A 12,606-nucleotide genomic window follows, 5' to 3' on the forward strand; every position below is an offset into this window, starting at 1 on the left:
TTATGCCGGACTTGATCCGGCATCCATAATCACGATCGTTGCATGGACTCCGGATCAAGTCCGGGGTGACGAAGAAGGAACTGGTCTTATTTTGGCCGCAAAATTTGCTAGAGGGGGCGACTGATTTTTCGCCGCGAAGGGTTTGACCTCCCGCGGCCAACAGGCGGAACTCGATGTACCAGCAAGAACTCGCCCGCAGCGGCAAGCGCCTCTTCTTCATTCGCGGCACCTATATCTACATCACCATCGCGATCTCGGTGCTGATCGCCTGGTGCAGCAAGGATTGGGGTCCGTTCAACAGCGCGGCCGGCGACTGCGCCTGGTTCTGGCTGTCGCTCGGCGTCGCCAGCGCGGGCGCGATCGTCCGCGTCTTCACCAGCGGCTGGGCCGCGCTCGGCACCTCGGGCCGCGCCAAGGTCGCCGCCGAAGCGAGCGAACTCAACACCACCGGCCCCTACAGCCTGGTCCGCAACCCGCTTTATGTCGGGCGCATCCTCAATTTCACCGGCCTCGCGATGCTGTCGGGAAGCTGGGTGTTCGGGGCGATCGTCTTTCTGCTTGGCGTCCTGATCTACGAGCGCATCTCGATCTATGAGGAAGAATTCCTCCGCGAGAAGTTCGGCGCGGCGCATGCCGAATGGGCGAAGGACGTCCCCGCCCTCCTCCCGCGCCTTCACGGCTGGGTGAAGCCCAAATATCCCTTCTGGTGGAAGCGGATGATCTGGCGCGAGCAGAACAAGCTGTTCCTGCTCGCGACAACCGTCTTCCTGACCTGGTTCGCGCGAATGGACTTCAACTTCGACGCGCTGACCCCGGCCCAGTGGAACTGGGTCTATGCCTTCGGCGCGCTCGTCGTCGTCCGCTTCTTCATCGGCGGGCTGAAGATGATCGGCTTCTTCAAGGAACTGAGCTGATCCGATGGGGGAGCGGAAAGCTCCCCCCGGCGAGCGGGCGGAGCGGCTCGCTCCCCTGATCGCAGTCGTCGGCAGCGACGGGTCGGGCAAGTCGACCCTGTCGGCCGACCTGCTCACGCATGTGCAAAAGACGCGCACGGCCGAGAGCGGCTATCTCGGCCTCGGCTCGGGCGAGCAGGGTCGGCGCATCGGGCGCTGGCCGATCGTCGGCCCACCGCTCCACCGCTTCCTCGACGGCATCGCCGACAAGCTGCGCGAGCCGGGTGAGCCGATCCCCGGCAGGCTCGCGGCGCGCTACGCGCTGAACAAGTCGAAGAAACGCCGCGCGAAGTTCGAGCAGCTTCTGGAGCGCCGCCGCGCTGGCGTGACGATCGTCACCGACCGTTATCCGCAGATCGAGGTGCCGGGCCTCCACGACGGCCCGATCCTCGCCGGGCGCGCGACCGGCCCGCGCCTTGCCGCGATGCAGGCCGAGGAGCGCGCGCTCTATGCCGAGATGGCGGCCTATGTCCCGACGCTCGTCATCCGGCTCCACGTCGATGTCGATACGGTAATGGCGCGCAAACCCGACCATGACCGCGCGCTGATCACGCGCAAGGTCGAGACGGTGCCGCTGCTGGCGTTCCACGGCGCGCCGATCGTCGATATCGACGCGACGATTCCCTATGAGGAAGAGCTGGCGCTGGCGATCGCGGCGGTGGACAGGGCGTTGGCGGCTACGTCCTAGTTTTTTTCCGTGTGTCCCCGCGAAGGCGGGGACCCATCTCCCGCCGGTTCGAAATAGCGCCGATCGGTGATGGGCACCCGCCTGCGCGGGTGCACGCAGCTTTGGTTATTGACGGTGGACCGCCATGATTTTCTCGATCAGCAGGATGTCGGCGGGCTTGTCGGCGTCGATGCAGGCCTCACCCTCGGACATCGGCACGACCTTTGCCTTGAGCCCGAAGCGCAGCCCGGCGCGTGCGATGCCCTGCTGGATCGTGAACAACCGCAGCAACGCACCCGCCAGCAACCATGGCCCGAACGCCGCGATGATCTTCAGCCCCTTCTTGCGGTCGCGCTCGATACGGCCCCAGAAATCGAGCAGCGGCAACACCCGCCGTCCGCGCAGGCGGAACAGGTTCGCGCCCGACCACCAGCCGCCGCGAAACTTAAGCCAGGTTCGTTGCGATTCGGGATAGCGCGCGAGCAGCACCCGCCGCTCGACCATCGCGACCGCGACATCGCTGTCCTCGGCGCCCGCCAGAAATTCGGCGATCATCGCCGGAGTGAGCAGGACATTGTCGGCGGTCGTCACCAGCACCGGCGCGTCGCCCTCCGGGAGCGCGGCGGCGAGCGATGCGCTGATCCCCTGCCCCGAGTTCGCGAAACAAAGGTCGGCGAGGCCTGCCAGCCCTGGCTCGGCGGCCAGTTCGGCGCTGTTCTGCGCCAGCACGGTGATCGGCCCGACACCCGGCGCGGCGCGGAGCGCGCGCACGACATGGACGAGCATCGGCGTGCCGGCGATCGGGAGCAGCGCCTTGGTCGAAACCCCGGTGCCCGAAAGCAGCGGGTCTGGTCCGGGGCGGCTCCCGGCCATGACGATGGCGGGGATGGGCGCGGGAATACGCGCATTCATCGCCCCGCCTCCCCGGCTGCGGCAACCCGCCGGCCGGTCACGCCGCGCAGGAAGTCGCTCGCCTCGTCGAGCACCGGCCCGCGCGAACGGAAGGGCGCCGACAGCGCCATGACGATGCCGGTGTGCCCGATGCCGGGATAGAGGCGCAGCGTCGCCGAACCGCCCGCCTTCTCGATCGCGGCGGCGAGGTACTGGCTGTTGCGCGGGCGCACCGTCGCATCTTCGTCGCCGCTCGCCAGCCACAGGGGCGGGGCATCGCCGCGCGCATAGGCGATGGGCTGCGTCTTCTCCGCCGGCTTCACCTTGCCCATCGCCTTTTCGGCAAGTCCGCCCTTTTCCATCGGCAGGAAATCATAGGGACCGGCCAGCCCCGCGACGCCGCGCAGGATCGCCGGATCGCTCTTCGCCGCGCGCAGCCAGGTCGGATCGAGCGCGAGCATCACCGCGTTATAGGCGCCCGCCGAATGGCCCATCAGCGCGATGCGGTCGGGATCGCCCGCAAGGCCATCGATATAGCGATGCGTCCAGGCGACCGCCGCGGCGCTGTCTTCCAGGAAATCGGGCCAATGCGCCTTGGGCGTCAGGCGATAGTCGGGAATGACGACGACGAAACCCTTCTGCGCGAGCGCGCGGCCGACGAAGCCATAGCTCGCGCGCTCGCCGCTGTTCCAGCCGCCGCCATAGAAGAAGACGATCACCGGCAGCCGGTCGCCCTGCTGCGCATGGTCGGGCGCCCAGATGTCGAGCGTCTGCCGCGGACCGTTGCCATAGGGTTGCCCCGCGAGCAGCAGCCGCGCGCCGCCGCCCGAGCCGAGCAGCTTGTCGGCCATGTCGAGCGATTTCGCGCCGCCCGCGACCACCGCCTTCGCGCCGCCACCGAAGAAAAGCAGCAGGAGCACCGCCACGATGAGGAATTTGATCAAACGCCGTCCCTTGACTTCGCGCCCCGCAGGCCCGCGCCCTACAGGGGTGGAGGGCGGGGAACAAGCGGCTGCGGCATAATCCGCAACAAAGCCGCCGTGTCCCCGCCCTTCGACTGCCCGCAGGGCGGGCGCTCAGGATAAACTTCCGCCGAAGGCGGAAGGCGGGGACCCATCTCCGTCCGGTTCAAAGCGGCGCCGACGGAAGATGGACTCCCGCCTTCGCGGGAGAACGCCGGTTTTGGACTGGGTGCGGCACCTTTACCCATCTGGCGCGTAGAAAGGCCCATGACCAGCGCCTTCTCCCGCCCCGCCCTGATCTGCAACAGCCAGAGCGGTAGCCACGATCCCACGATCCGCGAGGCCATCGAAGAGGCCTGCCGGGCGGCGGGCAAACCAATCGCCGCGACCTTCGCCTTGCCCGACGAGGAGATTCCCGACGCCGCGGCTCTCCGCGCAAAGGACATCGACCTGCTGCTCGTGTGGACCGGCGACGGCACGATCAACGCCGCCGCGACGAAGGCCGCGGGCTGGGACGGCGCGATCCTGCCGCTGCCCGGCGGGACGCTGAACCTGCTCTCCAAGGCGCTGCACGGCGACCGGCCCGCGCCCGAAATCCTGGCCGACGCGCTCGGCGGCAGGGTGCGGCGGCGGCCGGTCCCGATCGTCCGGTCGGAGAGCGGCACCGCCTTCATCACCATCGTCGCGGGGCCCGCGACGCGCTGGGCCGAGGTGCGCGAGACGATGCGGCAGGACGGGATCGTCGAGGCGAGCCGCGCCGCGCCCGACGCGCTGGAGACGATGCTGAATGCGCCGGGGGTCCGCGTCGCGGGGCAGGACAAGACCTATCCCGCGATCATTCTGACCCCCACCGAGACCGGCCTTCGCGCCGACGGCATATTGACCGAAGGCAGCATGGACGTGCTCCGCCACGGCCTCGCCTGGCTCGGCGGCGATTTCCGCGACGGCCCGAGCGAGGAGATCGGGGCCGGCGAGACGATCATCCTCGAAAGTGACGCGCCGATCAGCCTCGAATATGACGGCGAACTCGCCGAGATGCCGTCGCCCGCGCGCTTCGCGCTGGGGATGAGCGCGGTCGATTTCGCCGCGACGGCATGACCCGGCTGTTCCACGCCAGCGACCTGCATTTCGGGCTGGAGGATCCCGCTGCGCTCGGCTGGTTCGCCGATTGCGTGCGGCGCGAGGCGCCGGCGGCGGTGCTGATCACCGGCGACCTGACGATGCGCGCGCGGTCGCATGAATTCGCTGCTGCCTGCGACTGGATCGGCGCGCTCGACGTGCCGGTGACGGTCGAGGTCGGCAATCACGACCTGCCCTATTTCAACCCGTTCGCGCGCTTCTTTCGTCCCTATGCACGGATTCGCCGGATCGAACGGCTCGTCGAGCGCGAGCTCGACCTGACCGAGGTCGCGGTCGTGCCGCTCAAGACCACCGCGCGCGCGCAGGCACGGCTCGACTGGTCGAAAGGCTGGGTGACCCGTGCGGCGCTGGCGAGGACGCTCGCCGCGATCGACGCCTTGCCCAGGGCGACCGCCACCCTCGTCACCGCGCATCATCCGCTCGTCGAAGCGGGAACGAAAGGCCGCGCCCTGACCCGCGGCGGCGAGGCGGCGCTGACCGCGCTCGCCAGTCGCGGGGTCGCCGCGGTGCTCACCGGCCATGTCCATGACGCCTTCGACCTCATGAAGCAGACTCCCGAGGGCCCGATCCGCATGATCGGCGCGGGCACGCTGTCGAAGCGCATCCGGTCGACCCCGCCGAGCTTCAACGAGCTCACGCTTGCGGACGGCCGGATCGACGTCCGCGTCCGCAACCTCGCGCATGTCCCGACCCCCGCGATGCAGATCGACGATGTCCCGCCCGACGCGCTGCCGCCGCGCGAGCCCGGCGAGCCGGTCGCCCCCGTCGGCGCGGTGCCACCGGTCGATCCACCGGTGCATTGACGCAGCGCCGCTTCCCGTTAGGTTGCAAGAAAAAACGGGATGAGGAACGATGCTGACAAAAGGCGATGATTTTCCGGTGCATCAGACCAGCGAGCCGATCGCGTTCGCGGGCACCGACCGCAACTTCTACGACCGCTATTTTTTCAACGGCTATAGCCCGGATGGCGCGATTTTCTTCGCCGCGGCGATGGGATTCTATCCGCAGCTCGGCATCGTCGACGCAAGTTTCTGCGTCATCGTCGATGGCGTGCAGCACAATCTGCGCGCCAGCCGCCGCTCGGGCGGCGAGCGGCTCGACCTGTCGGTCGGCCCGATTGCGATCAGCATCGACGCGCCGCTGGAGGCGATGACGCTGCGCATCGCGCCGAACGAGGGGCCGCTGGCCGCCGAACTCACCTTCACCGGCCGCCATTTCCCGATCGAGGAGCCGCGCTTCATCCGCCGCAACGGCACCCGCCTGTTCATGGACTATACGCGGCTGACCCAGAACGGGCGCTGGTCGGGCTGGCTGGCGGTCGAGGGCCGACGAATCGCGGTCGATAGTGCATGGACCGGCACCCGCGACCGGAGCTGGGGTGTCCGTCCGGTCGGTGCCAGCGAGCCGCAGCCGCCCCCGGAAGGCAATTTCAACCAGTTCTTCTGGCTCTGGACGCCGTGCAACTTCGGCGATCGCTCGCTCTTTTTCCACAGCAACGACGACGGCGCGGGCAATCCGTGGAACCGCCACGCGGTGATCGTCGGCGATGCCTCGAGCAAGGGGGGCACCGAACAGCATTTCGACGCCGCGACCTTCGCCGCCGACTGGCAACCGGGATCGCGGCGAATCGCCCGCATGACCGCCGACCTCGGCAGCGGCCGATCGCTGACGCTGACCCCGACCGGCCCGGTCTTCGCGATGAGCGGGCTCGGCTACACCCACCCCGTCTGGGGCCATGGCCTCGACCATGGCGCAGAACTTGCCGTCGCGCACGACAGTCTGTCCGAAGCCGAACGCGGCTGGGGCAATCCGCTCGCGATGCATATCCAGGCGCTCGTCACCGCCGAACTCACGGGCGGCGGCGGCACGCATCGCGGCGCCGGGGTGCTCGAACAATTGTTCGTCGGCCCGCACGCGCCCACCGGCCTCACCGGCCTGATGGACCCCGCCGCATGAGCTTTCCGACGACGCCGGAGGCGATGAGCCCGGGCTGGCTGGCGGAAAGACTGGGACAGAGCGCCGACGCGCTCCGCGGCTTCAGCGTCGCCAAGGTCGGCACCGGCCAGATGTGCGACAGCTTCCGCCTGACGCTCGATTGGGCGGACGGCATCGACGCTCCCGCCACCGTCGTCGCCAAATGCCCGAGCCATGACGAGGCGAGCCGCAACATCGCCAAACTCACCGGCACTTACGTCAAGGAAGTGAGCTGGTATCGCGAGCTCGCGGCGGGGAGCGGGGTCGCGGCGCCGCACTGTTACCACGCCGAGATCGCCGACGACGACGTCGATTTCGTGCTGATCCTCTCCGACCTCGCCCCTGCGCGGCAGGGCGATCAGCTCGCCGGGCTCGGGATCGACGGCCTCGCGCCGTGCATCGACGCCGCCGCCGGGCTGCACGCGCTGCTCTGGAACGATCCGCGACTCGATACGCTGCCGTGGCTCGCGCGCGACAACAGCGAAGTCGTGCGCGCGCTTTTCCCGCAATTCTACGCCGGGTTTCGCGAACGCTACGCCGAGCGCCTCGCGCCCGAAGTGCTCGATCTCGGCGCGGGGATCGTCGAACGGATCGATGCCTATCTCGCACGCCAGAGCGCGGCGCGGACGATCGTTCACGGCGACCTCCGGATCGACAATATCCTGTTCGCGCCGGACGGCGCGCGCTGCTGGCTCGTCGACTGGCAGACACTGGGGCGCGGCAGCGGCGCGAGCGATCTCGCCTATCTGATCGGCACCAGCATCGCCGACCCCGCCGAGCGCGCCGCCGCCGACCGCCCCGCCTTCGACCAATGGCTCGCGGCGCTGCGCCGGCATGGCATCGCCCCCGACGAGGCGGGGCTGTGGGACGATTATCGCGTTGGCGCTCTCAGCGGCTATTTCATGGCGGTCTTCGCGTCGATGAGCGTCGAGCGCACTGCGCGCGGAGACGAAATGTTCGCGGTGATGGCCGAACGCCCCGCGCGACAGGCGCTGATGCTGGGGAGTCTGGACCTGATATGAGCCGGACCTGCGGCCTCACGGTCCATGTCGACGACAAGATGCAGTCGAACTACAGCTATCACCTGACCGCGCCGGCGGGCGAGGATTTCGATCCCGCTTTCGAACCCCGGTTCACCCCGCGCGAAATGCTCGAAATGGGGGTTTTCGAAGGCAAATATTGCAACGATTGCATCGGCGAACTGCCCGCGCGCTGGTTCGAGAATGCGAAAATCGCCGATATCGCCGACGAGCAGCTCAACTATTTCGGGATAAGGAGCCGCCAGCCGTTATCGGTCTGGCGCGAAAAAGGCTGGATATATGGGCCCGACCCGCGCGGCTGGTTCCAATGGTATTGCCGCTATTTCCTCGGCCGGCGGCTGCCCGAGATCGACCCGATCCAGATCGGGCGCTGGCGCGGCTTTGCACGCCATGCCGGGCAGATTCGCGCCAATTGCGAGCCCGGCGATATTTTCTGCCGCCCGCGCCAGCGCCAGGCGCTGCTGCAATGGGCTTATGATCCGTTCGTCTGACGCGAAAAAGGGCGGCCCGTCGCCGGACCGCCCCCTTCTTCCTTCCCCTTTCGATCAGAAGTGGAAGGTCACCGTGCCGCGATAGCTCTGGTACGAGACATCCTTGCGCGCGATGGTCGTCTCGGCACCGACCGACAGGTCGATATTGCCGGTCGAGACCGTCAGCCCGCCGCCAAGCTCGAACCAGTCCTTGTCGCCGCCGGCCAGTCCGAAAATCGCGTTCGGCCCGGGGCCGCCTACGAAGGTCGCGCCGAACGACGCCGGCGCATCCATGAATTCATGGACATAGTCGGCGCGCAGGTGCGGCTTGAAGCTCGCGCCGGGCTTGCCCGACAGCGCGAGGCCGGCGCGGGCCTGAACGCTATTGAACGAACTGCGGTCGATGTGCAGCGCCGGACCGCCGCCATTCTCCTTGATGTCGGAGAAGCCGATATGGCTTGCGCGCAGACCCGCGCGCGGGCCGAACTCGACCGCGCCGAGATCGAAATCCTTGCCCAGCGTGACCTCGCCGGTGAAGACAAGCGAGCTGTCGGCTCCGGTCAGGGTGAAGGGCGTGCCGACCAGGTCGGCGATCCGCTTCGTCTTCGAATCGAAGGCGCCCGCGCTGAGCTGCGTCGCGAGCTCGACCCCGCCGCCAAGCTGGGTCTTGCCATAAAGCGTGCCCTGAATCAGCGTGCCGCTCGCGGTCTGTCCCGCCACCGCGGCATTGCCGTCGATGTCGGTGTAACTCAGCGACAGGCCGATCACGCTGCTGTCGTTGAGCGCGGTTTCCAGGCCGCCGGCAATATAAAAGCCGTCGAACTGGTCGCGGCCACCCAAGGGCATCGCGGTCGCCATCGGACGACTGTCGCCGTCGAGATAGCCGCCGGCCAGAAAGCCGCTGACCGTCTCGGGCAGACGGCCTTCCTGCACCGTCACTTCGCCTCCGGCGTCGGTGCGGACCTGATCGGCGCCCATCGCGTTCATGTTGAGCGCCGCGAGTTGCACCGGCCGGCCGATCATCGCCAACCGGCCGCCCATGTCGCCGGCATCGATGCTGGCGAGGCGATCACGGTAGAAGCGCGACATATTGTCGGCCGCCACCGTCGCGAGCGAGCTGCGCAGCGTTTCGGTGCGCGGCGCCCAGCTGTCGAGCGTCGCCTGGATCGTCGCCGCACCCTGCAGGTCGAGCGCGCCATAGACGCCCGCCAGAGCGGCGTTGCCGCGCGACTGGTCGAGCAGCTGGGCATAGGCGCCCTGCACCGGCGAGTTCGCGGTCACGACATCGGCATAGAGACCGGCCTCGATCTCCACCTCGACCGAATTGGCGGTGTAAGTGAAGACTGGCGACAGGATCGCGCTAATCGACTGCGAGGCCGAGAAGGTGCCGTCGATGCCGCCCTCGGCGGTCAGGATCGTATAGGTGTCGCCGTCGCGGACCACATATCCGTCCGCCGGGCTGAACAGCACCGCGCCATCGAGCGCGGCGATGCCGTCGGTGCTCTCGGTCGCGTTGACGACGATCCGGTCGGACGCGCCATTGGCGCCGAGGTTGACGAAATAGCCGTTCCCCGCACCCAGGATGACGTTCCCGTTGAAGGTCAGCGTTCCCGTCGTGCTGCCGCTGCCGGGCGCTATGGCCCCCGCCGCGCTGGTAAAGAAGGGCGTGTTGATCGTCCCATTGCCCGTCAGGCCACCCGTCACGATGATATAGTCGCCCAGCGTCGACAGGGTGCCATTGACGGTCATGAAGCCGCCGAACTGGCTGACGTTGATCAGGCTGGTCAGCGAGGCGCCCGAATTGATCACCAGGCTCGCATCCTGGTTCTGCAGCGTGAAACGGTCGATCGTCGCGTCGCTGCTCAGCGTCGTTGTGCCCGCTGCCGACAGCGTCACGTCGAAATAGCGCGGAGCAACCGAATTGGGTGCGTCGCCGTCATCATTGTCCGGCACGAAATCGCTCGCGCCGGGAAGACCGCTGAGCAGCGTTGGGGTCGGCAAAGCCTCTGCCGCCACCGCAGCACTATTGTCGGCCGAACCGCCATTCGCGCCACCGGCGGCCGCCGGGCTGCTGCCGCCATCGACGCCGTCGAGCGAGAATTTCACGACCGCCTTGCCGTTGGTCGCGCCGCCCGGCGATGCCGCGACATTGGTCAGCGTCACCGGATCATTATCCTCGCCGCCGATCGGTCGCTGGTCGACATATTCCTCGCCGGTCGACACGTCATAGCAGTCGGAGAAGCCGCCCGATTCGAAGCAGGCCTGGCCAAAGCCCGGCTGGTCGCTATTGCCCGCGCCGGGTTCGGTGGGGATGCCGTTGGTCGGCTGCCCCCCGGTCAGGACATAATAGTTGGGATCAAGGTTCGTGACCCAGTGCGTCGAATCTTCCCACGCGCCATCGCCTGCCTTGGCCGACACATAATGATAGGGGTTGTTCGCCGCGATCCAGTCCCAATAGAGATAGAGCGGCTGATAGAAGCTGGCGGTGCCATAGCCGTTCGGCGGCTGGCCGTCGAAGAAGGCGGTATAGCCGCCCGACAGCACGCCGATCACCAGCGGATTGGAAAATTCCTGATCGAGGATCAGCGGGCCGCCCGAATCGCCGCTCGCGGTTATACCTTCATTTTCGACCGCATTGTCGCGCCATGCATTGAAATCGAATGGACCTTCGGCCGGGGTGCCGCGCGCCGGATCGTCGAAATCGATCCAATAGAGATTTTGCGGCAGGCCTTCGGTATAACCGTCCGACGTCTTCAGGCCATAGAATTGAAAGAGTTCAAAATCGTCGAGCGACGCGAGCGCGCCGACGATATTGTTGGCGATGCGGCGGCGATAGTCGATGCCGCCGGTCGACCCCGTCGCCGCCGACCCGTTGTTGCCATAGCCCTGAATCTGGACATGATAGCCCGTTCCATCGGCACCGATCGTGCCGGGGTCGGGCAGCGGCGAAAACAGCAGCGCCCAGGTCGGGATCGCCCCCGCCGGCGTATCGAGCGACGCCGTCGCGACGTCGCCATACAGATATCCGCCGGAATCGGGCTCGGTCGACAGGGGATTATAGGCGACATAATTGACGTTATAGAGCGCGTCGTCGGTATTGGTCTGATAACCGTTCAGCCAATGGCCGAACGCGCTGTTGCCGGGCGCATTGTTGTTGCTGGAAAAACCGAAGGCGATCGGCTTGCCGCCATTCGCCGCGCCATAAGCGTTCGCCGGATCATCGTTGACGCAGTGCGCGGCGAACAGCACGGTCCGCGGATTGATCAGCGTGCCGGTGCACAGGCCGATAAAGCCGTTCTGCTGGTCGATGATCATCTGCCCGATGCCGGTGACGTCGTCGGGATCGAGCGCGGTGCCCGGCGTGCCCGGATTGGAAATGACGATCTGGGGATCGGGCGCGACGTCGGGCAGGAAGTTCGCGATCGGCACATCACCCTGCGCGGCGCGTTCGACGGCGGACGGATCGATCGGCCCATAACCGTCGGCGGCCAGCGCCGGCACGACTTGCATCAGGCCCGCCGCGCAAACCGATGCGAGCAGGGTTCCGCGGCGCACGCGCCGCGAGAAATCAAATTTATTCATATACTACCCCCGTAGTGTGACGGCGCCTCGTCCGGGTCGGGGAGTCGGCGACAGGGGGTCAGCTTAACCGCGCGAAAAAATTACACAATGTCCGGCGAAGCTCCGCTCACCCTTTTGCGACGGACCGTTTTTCGAGCGACGCCCGCGAAAAAGGGCGGCCCGCACGCGGACCGCCCCTTTCTTTCCACCGAAGCGGAGGAAGTTTTAGCGCTTCGATAACTTAAACTATGAATTAGTCCATTGAATTATCTAGATTAAATAAAATTAACGCCGATCTGCTGCATATCTGTTGCGGTCGATTCATAGCTAAGTCATTCAAATTGCTATTAAATTGAGCAAGCATAAATACGATATGAGATTCTACGAATTTGCCACCACCAAACCCAAGAAACCGAGCAAACCACTGACACCTGAGCAATCGGTTGTCGCCGCCCGCAAGCGCGATGTGGATCAGGCCAAGCAGGCTTTGGATCGAACGAAAGATCAGCAGAAGCGGCGCAGGGAATTCGAGAAGGCGATCAAGGCGTCCTATATCTTCAAACTGCAAAACCGCTGATCGCAGATCATTCCATAAACACCATCCTCAAGCCATTTACTATGTAGATAATTCCTGACGCCTTGGCTTGGCCTGTAACACGGCAGACAAGCGCCAAGGGCCGCACCAATCTTGTCACGCGGCGTTGCCGCTCGTCGTCTGAGATCGGAAATTCAATCCCGAAGGGCTGAGCAATGGACGCGGAAGGAAGCATCGCCAGATGCGCGCCTTCGCGGCTAATTGCTATCTCGCGCCAAGGGCCGAAAGGCCATTGGGGAGAGATATTGATGTCTGCATCTACTGGCCTTGCTCAGACCGCGCTCCTCGCAAGTCCAGAAAACGCCGACGCCGCTACCCCATCCAGTTCGCTTCGCTCCGCTCACGACTGGATG

The 12,606-nt window shown here is 66.3% G+C and carries 11 protein-coding genes; 8 read left to right on the top strand and 3 right to left on the bottom strand.

Going from position 1 to position 12,606, the window contains the following annotated elements:
- The first annotated feature begins 173 nt into the window (after positions 1–173).
- Entirely contained in the window at positions 174–914 is a 741-nt protein-coding gene (locus ACVENA_RS15745; protein WP_449326116.1) for a methyltransferase family protein, read from the top strand.
- A 4-nt stretch (positions 915–918) separates the two neighbouring features.
- Entirely contained in the window at positions 919–1,641 is a 723-nt protein-coding gene (locus ACVENA_RS15750; RefSeq protein WP_449326117.1) for a nucleoside triphosphate hydrolase, read from the top strand.
- Positions 1,642–1,746: 105 nt separating this feature from the next.
- Here ACVENA_RS15750 and ACVENA_RS15755 read toward each other — a convergent pair whose 3' ends face one another.
- Together ACVENA_RS15755 and ACVENA_RS15760 are read right to left on the bottom strand one after the other, a co-directional pair.
- Positions 1,747–2,532, bottom strand: a complete 786-nt coding sequence (locus tag ACVENA_RS15755; RefSeq protein ID WP_449326118.1) for a nucleotidyltransferase family protein — start codon at positions 2,530–2,532, stop codon at positions 1,747–1,749.
- Complete coding sequence (locus ACVENA_RS15760) at positions 2,529–3,455, bottom strand: alpha/beta hydrolase (RefSeq protein ID WP_449326119.1); 927 nt, start codon at positions 3,453–3,455, stop codon at positions 2,529–2,531. The genes ACVENA_RS15755 and ACVENA_RS15760 overlap by 4 nt, the downstream gene beginning before the upstream one ends.
- A 285-nt stretch (positions 3,456–3,740) precedes the next feature.
- On the opposite strand from ACVENA_RS15760, the gene ACVENA_RS15765 reads away from it, so the two are divergent.
- From ACVENA_RS15765 to ACVENA_RS15785, 5 genes are read left to right on the top strand one after another with little or no spacing between them, the layout of a single operon-like run.
- On the top strand, positions 3,741–4,571 hold the full coding sequence (locus ACVENA_RS15765; protein WP_449326120.1) for a diacylglycerol/lipid kinase family protein: 831 nt from the start codon (positions 3,741–3,743) through the stop codon (positions 4,569–4,571).
- The gene (locus ACVENA_RS15770) at positions 4,568–5,416 is read left to right on the top strand and encodes a metallophosphoesterase family protein (protein ID WP_449326121.1); all 849 of its coding nucleotides are present in this window, start codon (positions 4,568–4,570) and stop codon (positions 5,414–5,416) included. The genes ACVENA_RS15765 and ACVENA_RS15770 overlap by 4 nt, the downstream gene beginning before the upstream one ends.
- 49 nt (positions 5,417–5,465) lie before the next feature.
- A complete protein-coding gene (locus ACVENA_RS15775; protein WP_449326122.1) occupies positions 5,466–6,569 on the top strand; it encodes a hypothetical protein in 1,104 nt (367 codons plus the stop codon).
- Positions 6,566–7,609 (top strand): phosphotransferase family protein, encoded by a 1,044-nt coding sequence (locus tag ACVENA_RS15780; protein ID WP_449326123.1) that lies wholly within the window; start codon positions 6,566–6,568, stop codon positions 7,607–7,609. Before ACVENA_RS15775 ends, ACVENA_RS15780 begins: the two co-directional genes overlap by 4 nt.
- A complete protein-coding gene (locus ACVENA_RS15785) occupies positions 7,606–8,118 on the top strand; it encodes a hypothetical protein (protein WP_449326124.1) in 513 nt (170 codons plus the stop codon). The genes ACVENA_RS15780 and ACVENA_RS15785 overlap by 4 nt, the downstream gene beginning before the upstream one ends.
- A 54-nt stretch (positions 8,119–8,172) precedes the next feature.
- Here the strand turns inward: ACVENA_RS15785 and ACVENA_RS15790 are convergent, their stop codons facing one another.
- A complete protein-coding gene (locus ACVENA_RS15790) occupies positions 8,173–11,679 on the bottom strand; it encodes an autotransporter domain-containing protein (protein WP_449326125.1) in 3,507 nt (1,168 codons plus the stop codon).
- A 352-nt stretch (positions 11,680–12,031) separates the two neighbouring features.
- Here ACVENA_RS15790 and ACVENA_RS15795 point away from each other — a divergent pair, with 352 nt between their 5' ends.
- Complete coding sequence (locus tag ACVENA_RS15795; protein ID WP_449326126.1) at positions 12,032–12,235, top strand: hypothetical protein; 204 nt, start codon at positions 12,032–12,034, stop codon at positions 12,233–12,235.
- The last annotated feature ends 371 nt before the right edge of the window (positions 12,236–12,606 follow it).

It is taken from the genome of Sphingopyxis sp. 550A, from assembly GCF_053569535.1.

Bases quoted from the DNA above. Each gene is read 5' to 3' on its own strand.
- ACVENA_RS15780 (WP_449326123.1), top strand. From the start codon at position 6,566: ATGAGCTTTCCGACGACGCCGGAGGCGATGAGCCCGGGCTGGCTGGCG.
- ACVENA_RS15790 (WP_449326125.1), bottom strand. From the start codon at position 11,679: ATGAATAAATTTGATTTCTCGCGGCGCGTGCGCCGCGGAACCCTGCTC.
- ACVENA_RS15795 (WP_449326126.1), top strand. From the start codon at position 12,032: ATGAGATTCTACGAATTTGCCACCACCAAACCCAAGAAACCGAGCAAA.
- ACVENA_RS15750 (WP_449326117.1), top strand. From the start codon at position 919: ATGGGGGAGCGGAAAGCTCCCCCCGGCGAGCGGGCGGAGCGGCTCGCT.
- ACVENA_RS15745 (WP_449326116.1), top strand. From the start codon at position 174: ATGTACCAGCAAGAACTCGCCCGCAGCGGCAAGCGCCTCTTCTTCATT.
- ACVENA_RS15770 (WP_449326121.1), top strand. From the start codon at position 4,568: ATGACCCGGCTGTTCCACGCCAGCGACCTGCATTTCGGGCTGGAGGAT.
- ACVENA_RS15765 (WP_449326120.1), top strand. From the start codon at position 3,741: ATGACCAGCGCCTTCTCCCGCCCCGCCCTGATCTGCAACAGCCAGAGC.
- ACVENA_RS15755 (WP_449326118.1), bottom strand. From the start codon at position 2,532: ATGAATGCGCGTATTCCCGCGCCCATCCCCGCCATCGTCATGGCCGGG.
- ACVENA_RS15785 (WP_449326124.1), top strand. From the start codon at position 7,606: ATGAGCCGGACCTGCGGCCTCACGGTCCATGTCGACGACAAGATGCAG.
- ACVENA_RS15775 (WP_449326122.1), top strand. From the start codon at position 5,466: ATGCTGACAAAAGGCGATGATTTTCCGGTGCATCAGACCAGCGAGCCG.